The sequence below is a fragment of the Enterococcus sp. AZ103 genome, assembly GCF_051714685.1.
GTDB classification, from domain to species: Bacteria; Bacillota; Bacilli; order Lactobacillales; family Enterococcaceae; genus Enterococcus_A; species Enterococcus_A alishanensis.
Map to the genome: position 1 here is coordinate 203,996 of NZ_JBIOSI010000002.1, position 21,787 is coordinate 225,782.

At 35.1% G+C, this 21,787-nt stretch carries 25 protein-coding genes; 2 read left to right on the forward strand and 23 right to left on the reverse strand.

What is annotated here, in order from left to right; all coding sequences use genetic code 11:
• Positions 1 to 5: 5 nt before the first annotated feature.
• The 5 genes from ID741_RS15550 to ID741_RS15570 form a co-directional block, all read right to left on the reverse strand.
• Positions 6 to 1,235 carry a serine hydrolase gene (locus ID741_RS15550; RefSeq protein WP_438720656.1) on the reverse strand — a complete coding sequence of 410 codons (1,230 nt, stop codon included), beginning with the start codon at positions 1,233 to 1,235 and terminating at the stop codon, positions 6 to 8.
• A gap of 91 nt (positions 1,236 to 1,326) precedes the next feature.
• Positions 1,327 to 1,971 carry a bifunctional 4-hydroxy-2-oxoglutarate aldolase/2-dehydro-3-deoxy-phosphogluconate aldolase gene (locus tag ID741_RS15555; protein ID WP_438720657.1) on the reverse strand — a complete coding sequence of 215 codons (645 nt, stop codon included), beginning with the start codon at positions 1,969 to 1,971 and terminating at the stop codon, positions 1,327 to 1,329.
• Positions 1,972 to 2,040: 69 nt separating this feature from the next.
• On the reverse strand, positions 2,041 to 2,574 hold the full coding sequence (locus tag ID741_RS15560) for an acyl-CoA thioesterase (protein ID WP_438720658.1): 534 nt from the start codon (positions 2,572 to 2,574) through the stop codon (positions 2,041 to 2,043).
• A 75-nt stretch (positions 2,575 to 2,649) separates the two neighbouring features.
• Positions 2,650 to 2,829: a CsbD family protein gene (locus ID741_RS15565; protein WP_218325786.1), complete on the reverse strand. Its 180-nt coding sequence runs from the start codon at positions 2,827 to 2,829 to the stop codon at positions 2,650 to 2,652.
• A 74-nt stretch (positions 2,830 to 2,903) separates the two neighbouring features.
• Positions 2,904 to 3,083 carry a hypothetical protein gene (locus ID741_RS15570; RefSeq protein ID WP_438720659.1) on the reverse strand — a complete coding sequence of 60 codons (180 nt, stop codon included), beginning with the start codon at positions 3,081 to 3,083 and terminating at the stop codon, positions 2,904 to 2,906.
• Between the two features lie 73 nt (positions 3,084 to 3,156).
• Between ID741_RS15570 and ID741_RS15575 the strand changes: the two genes are divergently transcribed.
• Positions 3,157 to 3,336 carry a hypothetical protein gene (locus ID741_RS15575; RefSeq protein WP_438720660.1) on the forward strand — a complete coding sequence of 60 codons (180 nt, stop codon included), beginning with the start codon at positions 3,157 to 3,159 and terminating at the stop codon, positions 3,334 to 3,336.
• Positions 3,337 to 3,362: 26 nt separating this feature from the next.
• Here ID741_RS15575 and ID741_RS15580 read toward each other — a convergent pair whose 3' ends face one another.
• The 3 genes from ID741_RS15580 to ID741_RS15590 all read right to left on the reverse strand — a co-directional run bounded on the left by ID741_RS15580 (position 3,363) and on the right by ID741_RS15590 (position 7,455).
• Complete coding sequence (locus ID741_RS15580; protein ID WP_438720661.1) at positions 3,363 to 4,877, reverse strand: hypothetical protein; 1,515 nt, start codon at positions 4,875 to 4,877, stop codon at positions 3,363 to 3,365.
• A gap of 113 nt (positions 4,878 to 4,990) precedes the next feature.
• Positions 4,991 to 6,262 (reverse strand): kynureninase, encoded by a 1,272-nt coding sequence (gene kynU / locus ID741_RS15585; protein ID WP_438720662.1) that lies wholly within the window; start codon positions 6,260 to 6,262, stop codon positions 4,991 to 4,993.
• Between the two features lie 11 nt (positions 6,263 to 6,273).
• Positions 6,274 to 7,455: an MFS transporter gene (locus ID741_RS15590; RefSeq protein ID WP_438720663.1), complete on the reverse strand. Its 1,182-nt coding sequence runs from the start codon at positions 7,453 to 7,455 to the stop codon at positions 6,274 to 6,276.
• A 202-nt stretch (positions 7,456 to 7,657) separates the two neighbouring features.
• Between ID741_RS15590 and ID741_RS15595 the strand changes: the two genes are divergently transcribed.
• Positions 7,658 to 8,101 carry an Lrp/AsnC family transcriptional regulator gene (locus ID741_RS15595; protein WP_438720664.1) on the forward strand — a complete coding sequence of 148 codons (444 nt, stop codon included), beginning with the start codon at positions 7,658 to 7,660 and terminating at the stop codon, positions 8,099 to 8,101.
• On the opposite strand, the gene ID741_RS15600 is transcribed toward ID741_RS15595, so the two are convergent.
• The 15 genes from ID741_RS15600 to ID741_RS15670 form a co-directional block, all read right to left on the reverse strand.
• Positions 8,032 to 9,078: an aldo/keto reductase gene (locus ID741_RS15600; RefSeq protein ID WP_438720665.1), complete on the reverse strand. Its 1,047-nt coding sequence runs from the start codon at positions 9,076 to 9,078 to the stop codon at positions 8,032 to 8,034. The two genes, ID741_RS15595 and ID741_RS15600, sit on opposite strands and share 70 nt — an antisense overlap.
• Before the next feature lie 272 nt (positions 9,079 to 9,350).
• On the reverse strand, positions 9,351 to 10,286 hold the full coding sequence (locus ID741_RS15605) for a 5-oxoproline transporter, DUF979 family subunit (RefSeq protein ID WP_438720666.1): 936 nt from the start codon (positions 10,284 to 10,286) through the stop codon (positions 9,351 to 9,353).
• 13 nt (positions 10,287 to 10,299) lie between these two features.
• A complete protein-coding gene (pcp, locus tag ID741_RS15610) occupies positions 10,300 to 10,944 on the reverse strand; it encodes a pyroglutamyl-peptidase I (protein ID WP_438720667.1) in 645 nt (214 codons plus the stop codon).
• An 18-nt stretch (positions 10,945 to 10,962) separates the two neighbouring features.
• A complete protein-coding gene (locus ID741_RS15615; protein WP_218325778.1) occupies positions 10,963 to 11,907 on the reverse strand; it encodes a DUF979 domain-containing protein in 945 nt (314 codons plus the stop codon).
• Positions 11,908 to 12,600 (reverse strand): DUF969 domain-containing protein, encoded by a 693-nt coding sequence (locus ID741_RS15620; protein ID WP_218325777.1) that lies wholly within the window; start codon positions 12,598 to 12,600, stop codon positions 11,908 to 11,910.
• A gap of 464 nt (positions 12,601 to 13,064) precedes the next feature.
• Positions 13,065 to 13,709, reverse strand: coding sequence for a PAQR family membrane homeostasis protein TrhA (gene trhA / locus ID741_RS15625; RefSeq protein ID WP_438720668.1), 645 nt, complete (start codon positions 13,707 to 13,709; stop codon positions 13,065 to 13,067).
• Between the two features lie 3 nt (positions 13,710 to 13,712).
• A complete protein-coding gene (locus ID741_RS15630; RefSeq protein WP_438720669.1) occupies positions 13,713 to 14,357 on the reverse strand; it encodes a putative ABC transporter permease in 645 nt (214 codons plus the stop codon).
• A 78-nt stretch (positions 14,358 to 14,435) separates the two neighbouring features.
• Positions 14,436 to 15,098 carry a TetR/AcrR family transcriptional regulator gene (locus ID741_RS15635; RefSeq protein WP_438720670.1) on the reverse strand — a complete coding sequence of 221 codons (663 nt, stop codon included), beginning with the start codon at positions 15,096 to 15,098 and terminating at the stop codon, positions 14,436 to 14,438.
• 14 nt (positions 15,099 to 15,112) lie between these two features.
• Entirely contained in the window at positions 15,113 to 16,072 is a 960-nt protein-coding gene (locus ID741_RS15640; protein WP_438720671.1) for a DUF4097 family beta strand repeat-containing protein, read from the reverse strand.
• 125 nt (positions 16,073 to 16,197) lie between these two features.
• Entirely contained in the window at positions 16,198 to 18,201 is a 2,004-nt protein-coding gene (locus ID741_RS15645) for an FtsX-like permease family protein (protein ID WP_438720672.1), read from the reverse strand.
• 2 nt (positions 18,202 to 18,203) lie between these two features.
• Positions 18,204 to 18,962 carry an ABC transporter ATP-binding protein gene (locus ID741_RS15650; protein ID WP_438720673.1) on the reverse strand — a complete coding sequence of 253 codons (759 nt, stop codon included), beginning with the start codon at positions 18,960 to 18,962 and terminating at the stop codon, positions 18,204 to 18,206.
• Between the two features lie 100 nt (positions 18,963 to 19,062).
• Positions 19,063 to 20,082: a sensor histidine kinase gene (locus tag ID741_RS15655; RefSeq protein ID WP_438720674.1), complete on the reverse strand. Its 1,020-nt coding sequence runs from the start codon at positions 20,080 to 20,082 to the stop codon at positions 19,063 to 19,065.
• The gene (locus ID741_RS15660) at positions 20,075 to 20,764 is read right to left on the reverse strand and encodes a response regulator transcription factor (protein ID WP_438720675.1); all 690 of its coding nucleotides are present in this window, start codon (positions 20,762 to 20,764) and stop codon (positions 20,075 to 20,077) included. Before ID741_RS15660 ends, ID741_RS15655 begins: the two co-directional genes overlap by 8 nt.
• Before the next feature lie 53 nt (positions 20,765 to 20,817).
• Positions 20,818 to 21,336: a GNAT family N-acetyltransferase gene (locus tag ID741_RS15665; protein WP_438720676.1), complete on the reverse strand. Its 519-nt coding sequence runs from the start codon at positions 21,334 to 21,336 to the stop codon at positions 20,818 to 20,820.
• The gene (locus ID741_RS15670) at positions 21,330 to 21,647 is read right to left on the reverse strand and encodes a DsrE family protein (protein ID WP_218325767.1); all 318 of its coding nucleotides are present in this window, start codon (positions 21,645 to 21,647) and stop codon (positions 21,330 to 21,332) included. The genes ID741_RS15665 and ID741_RS15670 overlap by 7 nt, the downstream gene beginning before the upstream one ends.
• Between the last annotated feature and the right edge of the window lie 140 nt (positions 21,648 to 21,787).

Sequence of the window (21,787 nt, forward strand, 5' to 3'; positions counted from 1 at the left end):
TTTTTTTAACTTTGAACAATTTGATATATTCCTTGAGCTATTTTGGTAATTTCTTGATTACTAATATCTGTTCCTAATACTACCAAAATAAACGGCTGACTGCCATAAACAACTGCAGCGTCATGATTGTAACGATTTGCCATACCCACTTTATGATCGACTTTTACTGGTAAAGCGCCAATTTTATCATTTTTCCAATCTGTTTCTGACATGACCTGATTAGCGATCCCATTTTGTCGATGAATAGCAGCCATTAATTTACCTGCTTCTCCAGCCGTCATCATTCTTGAATATTGACTGACTCCATAAACGTTATTGATATAACGCTGAAAATCTTCCATATTATTGTAACAAATTTGCGCGAGTAGTTGATTACTAGCTAAATTATCTGAATTCACAAATAAACGCCGCATTAAATCATCGACAGTATAGTGTTTGTTCCAAAAATTTGGTTCAAATTGGATTGAACCAGTCCCACCAGTTGAAGTGGCCTCATTTACATAATTGGCTGAATTTAAATATAAAAGTTCAGCCGATGGCGCCAATAATTGACGATTTATTCGATCTTGTACATAAGCAGCAATCGGTAATTTAGCTACTGAGGCAGCAAAAATTTGTCGGTCAGGATTGATTCCAGCTGTACCAGCATTGTTATCGACTAAACCTTCATAATAAATATTAACATTTCGATTGCTATAGCGTTGAGACAATGCATTTATTTGTGCTATTTTTTCAGCAGCACTGTAATTTCCACCAGCCGCAACAGCATACCAACCAATTTGTTCATCTTGCCAACCAGCAGAAATCAAGCCTTGTTGTTCACTAGAATGTGCTGAATAGTTATGGCTACCGGCTTTCGCATTTGGATTATAGGCTCGATAAATAGGTGCTCGCTTATTCTCATCAGAAAACCAGCCAGTTCCTTCATTTTTCCAGCCCACCGAAATTAAATAATCTCTTTCACTCAGATTCATGGTGTAATGATGATCGCCAGCATTTGCATTATAAACACGATAAACTGGTTCCCCATTGTCTGGCGCAATCCAACCAATCCCCTCTGAATCCCAACCAGAAGTAATCAAATGATTCCGTTCCCCTGCATCTTTTGTATAAAAATGTTCTCCCGAGTTAGAATTGTATAAACGATACATTTGTGCCTCTGCATTAGCCGAGACAGTTCCCCCTATAAATAAACAGGTAAAAAAAATAATCGATCCCCACAAATAATTTTTCATTATATCCTCCTAAATTAATATTACTTTTATTGTAAATGATTTCTTTATTGGACACAAAAAAAGCTGAGATTTTCATCTTCAGCTCAAAAAATTATTTTTTAATTTCGTTAAATTTAGCCATATATTTTTCCGCCATATTGGTGACCTCTAAAAAGTTGCCATGGGTAGCTGGTGCCATTAAGTTTCCACCAACACCAACAGCAATCACGCCAGCATCAAACCATTCTTGCATATTATCTAAACTGACACCGCCTGTTGGCATAATATTCAAGTGAGGCAATGGGGCTTTAAATGCTTTAATCACACTTGGACCAAAGGCACTGCCAGGAAAGAGTTTGATAATATCTGAACCGTAAGTTAAAGCCTCTTTCATTTCGGTGATTGTCATACAACCTGGTAAATAAGGAATTTGGTATAAATTACAAATTTTAGCGGTTTCTTTATCAAAACTCGGGCTGACAATATATTGCGCACCTGCCATAATTGCTAAGCGAGCTGTTACAGCATCTAAAACTGTCCCCGCACCAATGACCACTTCCGGCTGATCATGGTATTTTGAGACTAATTCGGCGATTACTCGATCTGCTTGAGGAACAGTAAAAGTCAATTCAATACCATTCATCCCACCAGAAACAATTGCATCTACTGCTTGTAACGCTTCAGCTTTACTGCTACCACGAACAACAGCAATGACACCAGCTTTTTCTAATCGCTTTAATATTTCAACTTTTTGCATCAAAAATTCCTTCAATCATTTGGATTTGTATTCTCAAGTATTATTGAAAAGTTTTACTTGTTTGTCAAATTAAGCTTCAGTTTCCCATGGTAAAGCAATTGAAAGCTTTTCAATAAACTCTTTATAATCGGTTCTTTTCGCTAAGCGCTCAGCCCGTCTTGCTGGATAACCATCACAAATCAATTTTTCTTCCTCTGATTGTGGTTGAACTTGAGGCACGACAAAATCTTTATCTGGATGTTCTGAATCAGCAATTGCTACAAAGTTAATAAAACAAGTGGCCGCTAGATAGCGATCTCCTGTCATTAAATTTTCGCCAATCACTTTAACAAAAACTTCCATTGATTTACGATGCGCACCTGAAACATAGCTTTCCACACAGACGGAATGATTGCTATGAAGTGGGTTTAAAAAATTTAATTCCTCCAATGAACCTGTTACTGCAGCTCGGCGGCAATGTCTAGAAATTGAAATAGACGCTGTATCATCAATTAATGTCATTAATTTTCCACCAAATAAGAAACCGTATGTATTTAAATCTAATGGGAAAATCCGATGAGTTTGAATTGCGAATGAATCTTTACAATATTTAAAGTCTACCATGCTATCTCCTTAATTTTTGTCTTAAGCAATATTATACGAAAAAAACCTGCCTCTTTAAAGGAGACAGGTAAAATATTATTCTTTATCTAGTTTTTCATTGATTTTGCCAGCAGCTTTGTTCATTTTATCTTTCGCAGCATCCTTAGCTTCACCAAATTTTTGTTGTACTTTCCCTTTTAATTCAGTGGACTCATCATCAGTCACTTTACCTTTGGCTTCATTTACTTTGCCTTTTAGTTCATCTTTGTTTGTCATAATTCTGTCCCCCACTTCTCAAATTTTTAATAATTTTACTACCATTTGAGTATACCATCGTAGGTTTTTTTAGACTAAGATTCTGCTTGTGCAGCCAAAAAATCTTCTGCTTCTTCTAATGCTTTCGTCAATGCTAAAATCCGCTGATCCTTTAACTCACCAGAAAAATTACTGCTTTCTATATAAGCCAGTTCCTCTTTGACACTTTCAATCTCAGCTTGAACTTCTTTGATAACGTTTTCATTAAGCCTCATTGTATTTCTCCTAACAAGCATTATTTTATTGGACTCCCAATATCCATGATACACTCTTTTTGAGGTGAAGGAAATGCGAAATACATGGTTAGCTGAAGAATTAACGAAATTACAAAATAGCGAAAATAATTTAGCTATCACAGAGACCATCAAATATATCGAGCAATTAGAAGACGATAACGAATCTTTACAAATTGCGTTAGAAGGAAATATTTGGAGCCCTAATAAATGGAATGAAAAAATGGAAAAGTAAAGCCAAACTTATAAGTTTGGCTTTACTTATTGTGTTCCAATAATATTAAATACATGTAGTTTTCTATTATGGAAAACACCGTAATAGTAGTAACCATTATTTGACTGATATAAATAGTCAGCTGTCAACTCACCTCCCATTAAACCTGCTGACCACGTTGAGCCCGCTCTAGTCGCATCATCTTTATAAGTATTTTCAAGTAAGATGTCATCAATAGTTGAAACGATAATATTTTTGGTGACTCTTATTTTTTTATTGATTTTTTCAACTGATATTAAATAATTATTATCAAAATCAAGATTTATTCCTGTTTTTTCTATTTTCGTTTCAAAAGCTAGTGAATCAACAATATAGCTGTCACCATTAAAATCAAAACGATAATAAGCCACACTATCGTAATTTGAGGTGTACAAGTCGGTAACCGATACTACTTGACCAATCATTCCATAAGATTGAGTGATTCCCGGCTGATTCGCAATGCCAGTTTCTCCTCGTTCAATGATTCCATTATCGAATTGATAAACGTTATAATTTTCAACTATTTTCACCTGTGCCTTAGCTGTATAACGTTTATTTAAAAAGTGACCAGGAAAATTAATTTGAACTCCAATCGGAATTGTTGAGACAACTTCTTTTGATGGTGTATAAACCACATTATAATCATTTTTTTTGCCTAATATCCAGAAGGCTAACTTTTTAGGCGTTTGATAAGTCATACCAGCTAATGCCAAGCTAGCTGCATTTTCATCAGAGCTAACTATTCCATCTGGATTTCTAAAGGGACTCCACGGTGCCATAAATTCACTACCCCATTGAATATCTCTTGATGCATTGGCCCCATCAACACCCCCACCTAAATGAGGAATCCCTAATCCATGACCAATTTCGTGGATTAAAGTTGCCACTTTCTGCTGATCTAATTGTGTTTCATTAAATTGATCGGGTTTCCAATTGCCAGGATAAAATTTCAATCCATTTGTATAGGTTTGACCACCCAGAGGGACTCCGCCAGAACCTATCCATTCACTATCATAGATGACTTGATCACTTTCTTCACGATTTTCAACTACTTCTACAATGGTCTGACTAGCTAATTTATTCCAATAATCTGCAGCAAATCTAACTTGTTGATCACTCATGAATTCTGATTCATTATATAATTGATATACGCCATCAGGACCAATAACATTGTAATATGGAACTCCTTCTTTCATCCCATAAAAATAATCTGTTGCTGCTAATCTTAAACCAGAATTTCCTAAATACTGATCGTCACCTCCTGCAATCTCTGCCAGTTTATTTAATTCACTCTGTTGATATATTCCACGATAACTAATCTTCCCATCAGGATTACTATAAGCAGGAGAGTTTTGATAATGGTTATCCTTCGTCTGAATTTTAAGAGGTGCACTTGGATTACTATATTCCGGTGTATTTTCTTGATAGAAAAACTTCTCTGCATCAACTTTTGAAGTTAGTCCAAAAAGAAACAAACAACTGACAAAAAACATTCCGAGCCAACAAAATAGTTTCTTCTTCATAATGAAACCCCTCTCATGATTCTAAGTGGATAATATCATTAATTTTAAAAAAAATATATAATTATAATAAAAAAAGCAAAAAAAATATTAAATTTTTTTGCTTTTTATTTATATTAAACGACCGAAGACCGCACATTACTATAATCTTCGTAAATTTTCTCTGTAACAATTTTTTTCAAGGTTTGAACAACTTGATAGATTTCTTCATATGAAGTATATAAAGCAATAGGTGCTAAGCGAATCACATTCGGTTCACGGAAATCTGGTACTACGCCGTTGTCTCTCAAAGCTGCCGCAATCCGATAGGCTTCTTCATGTTGTAAGCAAACGTGGCCGCCGCGAACTTGATCATCGATGCTGTTTCCGTAAGAATAGCCATATTCTGCTAATTCTTGATCGATTAAATACATAAGATAGGCTGTTTTGTTTAAAGAATTTTCACGGATTTTTTTCATCCCTAATTGATTGAAAATTTGTAACGAGCCTTCTAAGCCAGCCATTGAAAAAATTGCTGGAGAACCAATTTGCCAGCCGCTGGCATCAGGTTGTGGTTCGAATTGATGTTTTAACTGGAATTGGGTATCATTGCGATTGCCAAACCAGCCAGCTAATCCAGGTTTTTTATCAAAATGTTTTTGATTAATATATAAGCCAGCCGTCGAACCTAAGCCGCCATTCAAATATTTATACGTGCACCAAACAGCAAAATCTGGTTGCACATCGTTAAAGTCAATCTCAATCGCGCCAATCGCATGGCATAAATCAAAACCAATAATAATTCCGCGTTTGTGGGCTTCTTCAGTCAAACGTTTCATATCAATAATTTGTGCGCTTCGATATAAAACAGTTGGTAATAAAATCACCGCTACATCATCTGTCATCGCTTCAATCACAGCTGTTTCATCAATAAATTCACCATCTGGACTTTTGACAACTTTCACTGCATCCTCAATAGAATATCCTTTTAATTCTACAATACTATCGACAGCATAACGATCGGTTGGGAAATTCAAATCATCAACTAAAATTTTATAACGATCTTTTGTCGGATGATAAAATGTTGCTAAAGCCGAATGGATATCTGAAGTTGTACTGCCAGTCACAGTAATCTCTTGAGGCGAAGCATTCACGATTGGCGCCATTAAAGCCGCAATTTTTTCGCCATAAATATATAAATCATTCCAGGCTCTGACACCTTCTTTTTTCCAACGTTCAATCATTTTATCAATATTTTCTACAGCAGCTTTAGAAGCCATTCCTAAAGAGTTGCCATCCATATAAATTTCACCCGGTTGAATAAAGAAACCTTCACGATATTGATGTAACTCATCCTTAGTATCTAAATCTTTGGCATAATTTAAACCTGTTTCAAAATTTGTGTTCACAATAATTCCTCCTAATTTTTAATTGTCTGATTTGTTGCTAAATAAATAATTGATCCAATCACGCCGATACAAGCCACCCCAGTTAAAACTGATAATCCTGTCAACCAAGAAAATTGTTCAACTATTTTAGAAATTAAAGGGGCACCAATCACGATCATCGTATAATAAAATAAATTGACAAAGCTCATTGAATAACCAATCAACTGTTCTTTTCCTGCCGCTCTTGGTACTAAAATGGTGATGGAAGAGGAAGCCAACATGGCTGCCGCTGATAAGAAAAAGACTTGAGCAATAATCAAACCACTAACTCCACCTAAAAAAGGTGCTGCTAAACACGCCAATGCCATCGTAGAAAAAGCCACCAAAATCACTAAACCAGATTTTTTCACTCGATCCAATAAAAATCCTGCCACAACACCAAAAGGAATCCCAAATAAACCAAATAAACCAGAGTAAAAATTGGCTGTACCTTGCGAAAGATGATAATAATCACTAAACAATACTGGATACAAAGCGATGTAAGAATATAATACAAACGCCATACAACCTTGTAAAACCCCCAAAATCCAAACTGATTTATTTTTTAAAACCGTACGAAAAGGTGCAGTAATTTTTTCTTCTACTGACTGATCTTCTGCCTTCGGTGCATCTAAGAAAAAGAAATATAAAAACCATAGAATAACAGAAAGCCCACCAATTAAATACCAACTAGCAAAGTGACCAAATCTTTCGGATAGAGGTAAAAACAAATTCATTGAGATTAATGAAGCCAAAGCCGGAAAAGTAGTAAAAATACCAATCGCCGTGCCAGAATACTGACTATCTCTAAACCAGTAACTAATTAAAACGACTGCCGTCATAACAATTGTCGAAAAAGAGATCCCTTCAATAACACGTGTGACTAGTAACATTGAAAACGAGCCTGCAACAGTTCCTAAGAAATTACCAATTGCCAACAAAGCGATAATCCCCAAAAGCAGCTTCTTCGCACCAATTTTAGTAACTAATGCGCCGCCAGGAATCGCAATAAAAATTCCTGAAATAGTAAATACTGATGTTAGTAGTGACATCTGAGTTAAAGAGGTGTGGAGATATTGCGACAATGGATTAATAACTGGCGCAATTTTTAATTGAGACATTCCGATTAAGGTACCACCCAAATAAAGTAAGAAAAATTTCATCCATTTATTCACTGACATCCTCCTTCTTTTAATTAATTTAAAAGCGCTTTCAAACTATGGACTTATTATATCGAATGATTGATTTGTTTGAATATGCCTTAAAAAAGTTTCTTTCGACTAATTTTTCGTTTAAAATACAAATGACCCATCATTTTTTAGAGAAAATGACATTATTCGAAAAAAAACACAATTTTTATCTTGAAGGAGCCAACTTATGGAGACGATTGATGAAACTGATTTAAAAATTTTGAAATTACTATCGACTGATAGCCGCATGCGCATCAAAGATCTTTCAACAGCCGTTAAATTGTCAGAGCCCAGTGTCAAACGCCGAATTGAAAAAATGGTAGATGCTAAAATTTTAAGAACTTTTACGATTGATATAGACTATAGCAAATTGGGTTACAGTATCCCTTTTTATGTAAAAATAAGTAACTTAACCATCTCTTTCACCGATTTTATAAAAAAGGCACAACAAATTAACCCCACTCTATCTTTTGACTCAGTGACTGGCGAAGAAAACTATATTATACAGGGACGCGCTCAAACGATTGTAGAAATAGAAAAATTACTAGCTGCACTGATGCATTACGGCAAAGTATCAACTTCAATTATTTTGGAAGAAACTGCCGGAAAAAAAATTATTGATTTAATGTAAAAAAAGCCAACAATTTTATGCGGCACGTAAGGTTCTTCAAGATATTGTATATCTTCAATAGATAATTTTAAATCAACTGCTTTTACGGCTGTTTCAACATGGGATAACTTTGTCGCACCAACTACTGGCGCTGCTAAAGTCGGCTTACTAAATAACCACGACAAAGATACTTCCACACGACTAACCTGATATTTTTCAGCCAATTCACCAACTCGATCAATAATTAACTGATCTTTATCTGCTGTCTGATCGTATTTAGAACGTGCAACATTGTCAGTGATTAAACGTTTAGAAGTTTCCTGCTGACTTCGCGCCAATCGACCTGAAGCTAACGGACTATACGGCGTTAAGGCAATATTTTCAGATTCACAATACGGAATCATTTCTCGTTCTTCTTCACGATAAATCAAATTCAAATGATTTTGCATCGATACAAATTTGGTCCAACCATTTTTTTCGGCTACCTGATTGGCCTGCTGAAACTGAAAGGCATGCATCGCTGAAGCACCAATATGACGCACTTTTCCAGCCTTTACTAGATCATGTAAAGCTTCCATCGTTTCTTCGATCGGCGTGCCGTAGTCCCAACGATGAATAATGTATAAATCCACGTAATCCGTCTGCAAACGCGCCAAACTTTGATCAATTTGCGACATAATATGTTTCCGCGAAAGTCCTGCGCCATTTGGCCCATCAAACATTTTTTGATGCACTTTTGTGGCTAAAACAAGCTCATCGCGCTTACCGTAATCCTTTAAGGCTGCACCCAAGATTTCTTCACTGCGACCAATCGAATAAACATTGGCTGTGTCAAAAAAATTAATTCCTAAATCCAAGGCTTTCTTAATTATCGGCCGGCTTTCATCTTCCTCTAAAGCCCATTTATGCACCCAATTCACCGGATCACCAAAACTCATCGCTCCTAAACAAATTCGTGAGACATCTAATCCTGTATTACCTAATTTTGTATATTCCATCGCAAATTCTCCTTTTAATGTTTATTCAACTTTAACGGAGAGATTCATTTGATGCCAATACTTATTAAATTTTCAAACATGCTTAAAAGGCATGAAAATACAGCATTGACGAACTAATCATCTTGCGACTTTTTATTCTTTTGATCTCTTGGCTTCATATTGGCGCATCATTAGAGATGCCTTTGTTTTATCTCATTAAAGGATAACATCTCAAATTTTCTTAAACTAGACAACAAAAAAGCCAATTCAAACTAAATTGAATTGACTTCTCACTATATAAACATAAACAAATACAACAACTGACAAACAAACATTGCTAATGACACCACAATCTGGTTTTTTATCACGCCATACTTGTCTTTCATCTCTAGGATATTTACCGGGACAATGTTAAAATTTGCCGCCATTGGTGTCATTAACGTTCCGCAGGAGCCGATACTTAAAGCAATCATGCCAATCACCGGATCTACGCCATAGCTCAAAACAAAAGGATAACCAATTCCTACTAACATCACTGTAATCGAAGCAAAAGAATTTCCCATGATCATCGTGAAAATTACCATGCCGACAGAAAGTAAAATCATCCCTGCATAGACATTTCCTTTTGGCACCATGTTTTGCATGATTTCTGCAATCGTTACGCCAACACCAGCTTCGGTATAAATGGCTCCCAACGAGGCTAGCAACATCGGTAACATCGACAACGGACCGATTGTTTCTAACATATTGGCGCCATCTCGTAAGAAGACCCGTGGAGTATTTTTCCGCGAAAAAATGAATAAAATGAACATCGCTAAAACGACGCCAATCCCAATGCCGACCAGCGAACTAATATCTGTGAAAAAAGAACATAAAATAGCGACTGTACCGATGGATAAAGCGGGAATAAAAATCTTATTTCCTTGAAATAGTTGGGGATCAAACTTAATTTTCTTCGCTACTCCAGTAAAAGGCTGACTTTTCCGTTGAATCGCTGGTAGGGTCATGATCAAAATTAAAATACCAGTTATATAACTAGGCAACCAACGTCCCGCTGCCAAAACCACACCCAATAAGAACCAGAATAAAAAAGCTTCAAAGCTGGCGAATCCTCGCCAGCTTCTTAAATGTTTTAAAGCAAGATAAATACATAAGAGGCCCATCACAATAAACATGAGCTCTAATAATTTATCATTCATAGGTATTTCTGAATTTAAAAAGAACTCCATAAGCAACTACTTTCTAATGTGTGGTGCCAAGATTGATTTCAATATCATCTTTATTGGTAACCGCTGCTGCAATACCATACTCAATTGTTTTAGAAATTGTTTCAATTGGCATTGATGGTACGTCGACTGCTTTACCGATTGTTTGGCTTGGTTCAAAAGGTACGTGAATGAATCCGCCTTTGATATCTAAGCCTTCTTTTTCGATCGTATACAATAAATTGTACATGATTTCGTTGCAGACGAATGTGCCGGCAGTATAAGAAATGTACGCTGGTAAGCCATGATCATTGGCATTTTGAACCATCGCTTTAATTGGTAATGAGGTGAAGTATGCATTTTTTCCATCTGCTTGAATCGCTTGACCTAATGGTTGATTGCCTTTATTGTCTGCAATCCGGGCTTCATTTAAGTTAATTGCTACCCGTTCAAATGAAACAGAAGCTCGTCCGCCAGCTTGTCCAACACAGATTACGAGATCAGGTTGTTCTGATTTAATGGCTGCTGCAACTTTTTCACCACTTTCACCAAAAACTGTTGGTACTTCTAATTTGATAATTTCTGCGCCAGCGATTTCTGACGGTAATAATTTTACTGCTTCAAAGGCAGGATTTACTTTTTCTCCGCCAAATGGGTCGAATCCGGTAACTAAAACTTTCATTAAAGATCAATTCCCTTCTTAACTAAATAGAATCATATAAAAAATTTGGAAAACTAGCATAAATAACGCAACGAAAATTTGATTTTTGATAACGCCATATTTGTCTTTCATTTCTAAAATCGCGACAGGTACGACATTAAAGTTAGCTGCCATTGGTGTCATTAAAGTACCACAGAAGCCACATGATAAAGCAATCATTCCGATTAATGCTGGATCAGCACCATAAGCTAAAACAAAAGGTGCGCCAATTCCAACAGTCATTACAGTGATCGCCGCAAAAGCATTACCCATGATCATCGTAAAGATCACCATGCCAATCGCATAAATCGTGATTCCTAGCGGTAAATTCCCAGCTGGAACCACACTACTTACACCACTTGAGATCACTTCACCAACTCCAGCGCTTGTAAAGATTGCTCCAAGAGAAGCTAGAAGCATTGGTAACATTGATAATGGACCAACTGTTCCCAACATATCTACCGCATCTTTAAAGAAAACAGATGGTTTGTTGTCTCTAGAAAATAGCATCAAAATAATAATTGATAGTAAGACACCAATTCCCACACCGACTAAAGCTCCCAAATCGGTAAATAATGCCACAATAATTGCCACGAAACCAATAGTTAAAGCTGGAATAAAAATACGCATGCCAATTTTATCAGACATTTTTTCCATATATTCACGACTTGCAGCATTGCTTTTGCCTTTTGTTACTTTTTGTAGGATAGCTGGAATTGTCATAATAATAATGATAATACCTGTCCATAAACTAGGAATAAAACGACCAAAACCGATAACGATCCCCATCGCCAGCCAGAAAAGCCCTGAGCCATAGCGATTTTTGTTGGTTTTGTCCATTAAATTATAGATACCCGTCCCAATTGCAATGAGTCCCATTACGATATAAATAATTTCTAATAATTTTTCACTAAGTAAAGCTTCTGAGCCTAAGAAAAATGACATCTACTTAACCCCCTTGTCGCCGTAGTATTTTTTCATTAATCGTTTGTCTTTAAAATGGAAATAAATACACGCTACGACTAATGCTACTAATGCTACTGGGATTTCTACTACCATTAATCTAACCAATGAAACATCATAGCCTAAGCTTTTCAAAGTAGATTGTACCAGCAACGCTCCGGCACCACCAATAAATAAGTTTTGTCCGAAGAACCAAGTGATATTTTCCATCGCGGAAGACATCCCTTTTAAGTCTTCAAAATATTCTTCATTATCTGGCAAGCCTTTTGATTCAACTGCACCTTCCATCATTGGATAAACAATTGGACGCACAAAGCCAGCTACGCCGCCAAAACTAACATTAAAGGCCGCAAAAACAGTTCTGAATACACCGTAAATCATTAAAATAGCACTTGTATTCACCCGTTTGAATTTTTTGATCATTCGTGCAGCGGATTCTTTCAAACCATTACGTTCCAAAGTCCCAGTTGCTAACATAATAATAATAAAAATTGCCATTCCTCGGTTTGCGACAAAACTACTACCCAAAGTTTCTAGCATCGTTTCAATCCCTAAACCGCTTACTAGAGCTGTCACAATCATAGCGACAACTACAATTAAAATTGAATCTAATCTCAGGGCGAATCCAACAATAACAATCAGTACCCCAATTAAACTTAAAATATTTCCGTCCAAGCTGTTCCCTACCTTCTTATAAATTAGATTGATTTTAGCTCATTTTCACAAAAATATCAATCGTTTAATTTAAAATCAATTACTTAATATTAATAATTATTGAATAAATATAGATAACATTTTTTATATTACCTATTTATTGAGATGAAGGCTTGCTAGATTGGTACGACAAAAAATTCTTTATTAATGTTAGATAATTGGTTCTTCGCAGAAAATAACTAATTATTCATTCTATCTACTATAAACATACTTTGTTTTTTAGAAATAAAAATTTGAATATATAATAATTATCAGATTATTCATACCCTTCATGTGATATTTTAAAAGAGACCACCAGATGATTTAAGTAAGATTCCTTTTTCGTTACAAATAAGTGTATTTAAAATAACGGATCACTATATTTTTTGTTGTCTTAAACACAAAAAAAGAACCTCATATAGAGATTCTTCTCTCATTTTCTAAGATTAGATAATGAATTGATACATCAAATAATAATGACAAATAGCTCCAGCTAACACAAAAAGATGAAATAATTCATGACTTCCAAAGGCTTTAAAATGAAACTGTAAAGGTTTTGTCGCATAAATAATTGCACCGATAGTATAAAATATTCCACCAGTAAGTAAAAACAAGATCGCTTCTCTCGGAAGTTTATCCATCAAAGGCCCACTAAATGCAACAATCCCCCATCCCATTAGCAAATAAATAATCGTCGAAAACCACTTACTTTGCTGAAACCAAATGATTTTTCCTAAAATACCTACCAGTGCCAATGACCAAATGCTCACTAACAATACTAGTCCGATGGTTTTATTTAAAACCAATAAACAAATAGGCGTATACGTTCCAGCGATTAAACAAAATACGAATGAATGGTCAATTTTTTGTAAAATGCGATGAATCTTTGTTGATACATAAAAAATGTGGAAAATTGTCGATGCAAGAAACAATCCGATTAAACTAGCCCCGTAAATACAGGCAGCTACGATTGCCTCAGAACTTTTGGCATTTAAAATTAATAAAACTGTGCCACCAATCGCCAACATGGTTCCCCACAAATGAATTAAGCCACTAGTGATACTTTCCGAATCACAATAAAGTTGTTTCATTTTCTACTCCTCCTGTTCAGCTAATTCTAAATTGGGAAAAATTTCAGTCAAATAATCATCATGGAATTGATGATCTAATTTTTTATCGATTTGATTGTCACTTTTTTGATAAGATTGTCTTTCCGTCCAACGGTTGATAGCTAATCCTGATAAGGTGAAATTCATGATAAAGAAAGCAATAAATATAAAATAAATCATTCGTTGTTGGATTAAATAATGATTAATGAGTCTGATTAAAAATGGATACAGAAATTTCAAATAAAATACTCCAATCACACCCCAAAAGAACATGTATATCAAGCTAGTTCTACCAGCTAAATTAAATGGCTGTTGACTGAAATCCCACATTTTTATTCCTAAAATTAGTTCTTCAATTAGACTACCTGTAAATTCAATAATTTCTCCAAGTAAACTAGAGAAAAAGAAAATAATCACTGGGTTTTCTCGCCGAAGTGGTTTTAAAAATAAAGTAAATATGACCGTTCCAAAACCATAGATTGGGGTAAATGGTCCTAAAACTAAGCCTCTTCTAAAACTCAAGTCTCCTAAAAGAATCCAGCTATAACAGTTTTCTATTAAAAAGCCAATTACCGAACCAATTACAAAAAGCCAAAAAAATTGTCGTATCTTCATTTTTTTATTCATCATTTTATCACCTCCACGAATTAATTGAACCATTCATTCATAAATCTGTGCTAAAACAATCTGGATAGTCAATCATCCAGATTATTTCTTACTATAAGCAGGTATAAGATTGTCCAAACAGATTTTTTTGGCTTTTTCATGGGTCAAAGCTTCGTCTCGCTCAAAAGCATCGTTCATAATATGCATTCCCCAAAAAGCCAAGAGTTCAATAATTGTCCGAGTAGTATAATGTTTATCCTCAACTTCTCGCATCTGACCTTCATTAATAAATCGTTCAACATATTGATAAACTTGTTTAAAATAAATCTTTCTAAAATCACGGTAAGACTCAGCTAACTTAGATAAATCATCTACATTATGTTCAATAATTAAACAACCCACTCCATATTTTGCAATCACATCAAAGGCATCAGAAAACATTTCTACCAAGGTATAATTGGGATTTTCCATGCCTTTATTAAAGTCTGCAGCATTTTTTTCAAAAGCAGCATCTATTTCCTGATCTAGATGTTCAAACAACTGACCTTGAATCGGATAGTCAAAATCTTGATGCAGATAACTAGGCTCAATCGTACATTTGATAATAAAATCTAATAAATCATTCTTACCCTTAAAATACTGATAAATCATGCCAGTTGATAAACCAATTTGTTGAGCAATGTCTTTCATTTGCGTGCGGGCATAGCCTTTGTTGATAAATAAATGGCTGCCTGCTCCATAAAATAAATCCAAACGATTTTTCATCTGATTCACTCCTTTTAGTGACCTTTAAGATCTATGTTACCATTTTTTGTAGCCAATTTTACTACATATTCTGAATCCTTTGTCCCACCAATTTTTTCTTGTTGATTTCCTTTCAAATTAAATTCTGAATTACTCTCAATTGTTCCATTTTTTGTGTTGATCTTAATCTGATAATTGGTTTTTGTTGGTAAATCTAAAGTAACTTGACCGTTTTTAGCATCCATAGAAATATCTTGTTCTACTTTTTTATACACTAACTGGATATCTCCACCACCTGTTGCTTCAAATTTGCCGCCACCGACTAAGTCTGAACTATTTAACTTTCCACTAGTGGTTGTGTAATGCACATTACCCGTTACATTTTCTAAACTTGTTTCTCCACTTGTCGTTTTTATCTGATAGTTTTCAGCAGCGATATCTTTAAATTCGACCGACCCGCTTGTGCTTTCAACAATCATTTCATCTGTTGCAGCCAGTTTTTCTGCCGTTAGTTTCCCGCTAGTCGTCGTTAGCTTGATTGATTTAGCCTGGCTATTTCTCAGTTGAATCTCACCACTAGTTGTATCTAAAGAAATGCTATCAAATTCTTTTTTAGTTTCTAGCAGATCAATGGCTCCGCTAGTAGTATGCAACGTCAGGTTTTGATCAAATTCCTCAGGTAAGATTAGTTCGACAAAAGCTTTAAAACTTGTCCGTTTCGGTCGTTTACCTTCAGTAATTTTCACGCTTTTTTGACTCGAGTCAATTTCTGCATAATACTTTTGATTGTCTTCATTCATATATTCTTTTAGAATAATCGAAGGTTTATTATGATATTTTACCTTCAAATCATCTGCGTCATAATCCACTTTGATCTGATTGACAACTTGCTTGATCTCAACAGTATTCACTAATTTTGGTTCAGCGTTTTTTCCACAACTGGTTAAAATAAACAACATGAAACCCGTCAGACACAGTACAAAAAATTTTTTCATTCAGATCAACTCTTTTCTTAAATTAATTGAACCATTCATTCAATCATATTATAAAAGTATTATTTTCACTTGTCAATTTGATCCGCAAAAAAACCGAAGCGATTTTCACTTCGGTAAATGTACGACTAATTTCTTTTCACGATACGATAATAAACTTTTGATGTCTGCCAATAAAAGAATAGATAACATAGTGTAAATATTGCCACCACAATCACCGTTACAATCGTAATCAATTGATTATTGGTTAAACCAAAGAGAATTAACAATTTGCGAATGATCGGCAAGGCGATAGTTAAATGAATGACGGCTAATAGAATTGGTAAAATAAAGACCATTAGAATTTGGCTTTTAATCGTTTGTTTGACTTCTCGGTGACTTAAACCAACTTTTTGCATAATTTCAAAACGGTTGGCATCACTATAACCTTCAGATACCTGCTTGTAATAGATGATTAAGGCAGCGGCGACAGTAAAACTAATCCCGAAAACAACGCCAATAAATAAAAATCCGCCCGTAAATTGATTAGCTTCTTGTCGGTCTCTTTCTATCTCGGAGGCTCTAGCATATGGCATAGAAGGACTTGGTAATTCTTGTTGTGAGAGTTCTTGATTTAGCTGTTCTTGATAACTAAATACTCCGTCAGTGAATTCCTTTTGATTTTTTTGGCTACCAGACACGTTCATCATCACCTCGGTTGAATAGGCTAATGGTTCCTGTGCTCCCGTTGTTTCCAAAGCCGAATATATCTTTTCGACAGATTCAGTATTTTTTACAAACAAAATATAGGAATTGTAAATATCATTTATTTTAGGTTGTAGCTTTAAACTTTCAATTTGTTTTTTTATCGAATAGGTTTCATCGCCAAAGCTGATTGTTTTTCCTGAATATTCTCCCGTAACTGGATAAAACAATATCTGATTCTCTGTTAAATTTGCTTTTTTTCCAGTCATCTGATAATAATCATCTTCAGTCCAGATCTTCAAAGCCACCAACCCATTTTGCGTTTGATCGTTACCATTAAAAACTTGAAATCGGGTTCCCTTTTGTTGGACTAAGTTAATATTAGGCGTATCCACTTTCAAACTATCATCAACCTTCAGCTGATGTTCTTTAGCAAGTTGATTTAATTGCGGTTGGACCTGATCATTGACCAATTGGGTAGTAAAACTCACATCGCTAGGATTACGCTGTTTGACGATATCTTCTTTACCATAATATAAGCCAGCTGTGGAAGCTACGGTCACCAATACCATGGTTGATAATATACAAATACTTGCCAAGCCAGCGCCATTTTGTTTCATTCGATAAATCATTCCAGAAATATTGATAAATGGTTTGGGACGATAATATAGAGTTTCCTTATTTCTTAAAAATTTCAAGATTGTCACACTAGCTGTAATCATTAATAAATATGTTCCAATGATTACCAAAATGATTGCTACAAAAAAGACGCTAAGTGCTGCAATGGGTGATTCTAATGTTAAAGAAATATAATAACCACTGCCTAAAGAAATTAAGCCGATTAAAGTGAGGAACCAATGACTTTTCGGCTCTTTTTCACCTGCTTCTCCCTTTTTCATTAATTCAATAGGGTTTGTTTTCATCAATTGAAGAATATTTGTTACCAGCAATAATAAAAATAAAACCACAAAAAATACCGTCACTACTACAAACATTGATAGCGAAAGATGAAAAACGAAATCTTCACCAAAGCCAGTCATTTTCTTCAATACTAAAAATAAAAATTTTGCAATAATACTTCCTGAAATCAATCCAACAAGCAGAACAGCTATCAAGCTCAACAAGCTCTCAATCGCTAGCATGAAGCTTAACGATTTTTTGTCCATCCCTAAAATGTTATATAATCCTAGCTCTTTTTGGCGCCGTTTTATCAGAAAACTATTGGTATAAAAGGAGAAGATAATTGAAAAAATAATAATCACAACATTACCAAAACTAAACATCGAATGAACTGTCATAGCACTTGGCATCGAGCGCATTCCAGGATTATTCACCATCACTTGCATCAATAAATTCATAATTACTAAATAAGTCATTGAAGCTAAAAATGGCAAGTAGACTGTATTGTTTTTTCGTAAGTTTCCCCAAGCTAATTTAAAATAAAACATCGCTAGACCTCCTTTGTTAACAGGACGGTCGTCGTTTCAGTAATTCGAGTGACAAATTCCTCTTGACTATTATCACCGCGATAAAGCTGATGAAAAATTTGGCCATCTTTAATAAATAAGACAAGTTGTGCATGGCTTGCTGCAATGGCACTATGGGTCACCATCAAAATTGTCTGACCTTGACGATTGATTTGATCAAATAATTGCAGTAAAGCATCTGCCGAGCGGGAATCTAGAGCACCTGTTGGTTCATCAGCCAACACTAAGTCTGGCTTTGTAATTAAAGCTCTTGCCACCGCTACACGTTGTTTTTGTCCACCAGAGATTTCATAAGGAAATTTGTTTAATAGTTCATCAATTTGTAAGGCTTTCACTAATGGTTCAATCCGCTTTTTCATTTCTTTGACGGCCACTCGCGATAACACTAAGGGGAGAAAAATATTATCTTTCACATTAAAGGTATCGAGTAAATTAAAATCTTGAAAAACAAAACCTAAATGTTCCCGTCGAAACTTCGCTAACTCTCCTTCTGGAATCCGACTTAGATCTTTTTTTTGCAGTAGTACGCGACCACTAGAAGCTTGGTCCAAAGTCGCCAAGATATTTAACAAGGTACTTTTTCCTGAGCCTGATTCTCCCATGATGGCGATGTATTCTCCATTGTCGACCGTAAATGTAATATCTTTCAAGGCTGCTACTTGTAAATTACTAAGTCTAGGTTGGTAAACTTTTTTTAAATGTTCTACTTCTAATAATGTCATTTGTTTGCCCCTTCTCTTTTTATTGATACTTTTAGTTTAAGGGCGATCAACGGTAAAAAACAGTGACAATCAATTGCTCCAATCCTACATTTTTGTAAGCTTACTCTAAAGAAAAGGTCTGCAGCTTCGAACTGTCAATAGTTACTTCTGTACCAACACCGACTTTTGAGGTTAGACGCAGATTTAATCCCAGTTCTTGGGCAATCTCTTGACTCATAAATAAACCCAACCCACTGGCTTTTTGATTTTGTCGACCAGTATATCCAGTAAAACCTCTTTGAAATACACGGGGAATATCTTCCGCTAAAATCCCTTGTCCGGTATCTTTAATGACGATTTCTTGAGGACGATCAACCGGTGTATAAATCGTGATTTTTCCAATTTGCGTATACTTAATCGCATTAAAAATGATTTGCTCCAAGATAAAACTAAACCATTTTTCGTCAGTAATAATTTCACCAGTCAACTGGGTCAGATCTACTTCTAAATCTTTATGAATGAAAAAACGAGCATATTTTTTCACAACATTTTTAACTACTTTTTCGATCGAGATAACTTCGAAACGAAAATCTTGTTGAATCGACTGCATTCTCAAATACTGCAGCATCATCTCTAAATATTGCTGAATTTTGAATGTTTCTTCTTGCATAGCGTTTTTTTGCGGCTGATCAAAGGTTTGAATCATTAAATCCAAGGCTGCCAGTGGTGTTTTTATTTGATGGGTCCAAAGACTGTAATAATCCATCAACTCTTTTTCTTGTTTTTCTTGTTGCTCCTGCATGTCTCGGGTTTGCCGGGTCACTTTTGTAATAATTTCTTGATAGTCACTTTCAAGAATAGTTAAAAATTCTTCCTCTTGTTTGTGCCAATCATTTAAAATCGGTTCTTGCAACAAATGCTGCAATTTTTGATGTTTCCTAGTTAATTTGATTCCTCGAATTAACAGAAATATGATTAACAACGGAAAAGTAAAAATTATGGCATCTTGATAAACATTTGTCGGAATATCATAAAGAAAAAAAGTGCTGGCAAATAATACAACTACTAAAATATAGAGCCAAATAACACCAGCGTTTTCTTTAAGAAGCTGCTTCATAAAATACATATTTTTTCTAATCATCAGACATCATTAGCATATAACCGACCCCTTTTATCGTATGAATCAATACCGGTAAGCCACTGGCGCTTAGTTTTTTTCTTAAGCGGGTCAGATTGACAGTCAATGTATTCTTACTGATAAATTCTTCACTTTCCCATAGTTTCTCCATGATGGTTTCTTTTGAAACGGCCTGTTCAGGATGCTGAAACAAGATAGCCACGATTTTCGTTTCATTCGGCGTTAAACGAACCAACTGTCCCTTGTAAAAAAGTTCACCAGTTAACACATTCAGTTTCACTGCTTTATAAACCATTTCTTGTGGTGTTTCGTTAAACTGATAAGCCCGTCGAAAGGTTGCTTGAATTTTTGCTGTCAATATTTCTAAATCAACTGGTTTTCCGATAAAATCATCTCCGCCCATATTCATCGCCATCAGCATATTCATTTTGTCATTAGCTGAAGACAGGAAAATAACTGGTACTGTAGATGTTTTACGGATTTCTTGACACCAGTGATACCCATTGAAATACGGTAATGAGATATCTAATAACACCAGATCAGGTTGGAAAGCTGCAAATTCTTGTAAAACATTTTGGAAATCATTAATTCCTTGTACTTGATAATTCCACTTTTTCAACTCTGATTGAATAATTTGGCTGATTTTTTGATCATCTTCTACAATCAAAATCTTATTGTGTACCATATATTCTCCTTACTTTTAAAAAATCAATAGGGCAAAAATAATCAACAGATGATTTATTTTTGCCCTACTGTTTTACGATAAATTAGATGTTTACGCGTTTCCGCTTGATCTGTCCGATCATAGCTTCGCCAAAAATGCATTCCTAACTTTTCAGCGATTCTTTTTGAAGAAATATTTTCTACCACAAACTGTGCAATATATTCCTCAGCCTGCAGTTCTTGAAAAATAAATGATTCCGCTGATTGGGCTGCTTCAAATGCATAACCTCGACCTTGAAATTCAGGCTTAATTAGATACGCCATTTCGATTTGCTGCTGTTCGAATAAATCTATTGGTAGCACACCAATCATTCCTACAAACTCTCCAGATTCTTTTTCTTCAATTAAAAAATAGCTGGAACCAAAATCTCGATATTGCGCTTGAATCTTTTCTAACCAAATGGTATCGCCCTCATCATCAAAAGTTTTTTGCCATCCCAGCAACATTAACATTGGATTTTGCAAAATTTCTTTTAGCTTATCGAAATCATTATCAGTAAATTCGCGATAACTTAATCTTGGACTAGTTAGCATTTGATATAGTGGGCGCCTTCAGCCTGCAAACGAACCAAATCAGTAATGCCAGCTGGTACAACTTTAATTTTTTCAGATAATTGTTTGGTTCGAACTTGGAAACCGCGCATTGATTTGTGACATGCATGAAATTCTACATTCGGATACTCTTTAATAAATTTTGTCATTTTTGGCAACAAATAGCCTTGAATAGCTTCTCCATTAATCACTAAAATAACTTGGCATTTTGGTTCATCTAACAGCAAACTTTCGATACTGTGGCGGGCTTGTCTCAATTTCTCTAACTCATCAACATGAAAAACGACTTTCATTAAAATCTCCTCCGATCAATTTACGTTATCTCATTTCTTACTTTAATGATATAAGAAAACCAGCAAGATTTCAAAACATTCTTTAATAAATAATTCTCAAGTCAAAACAACAAAAAATTCACAAAATTATTTTTAATAAA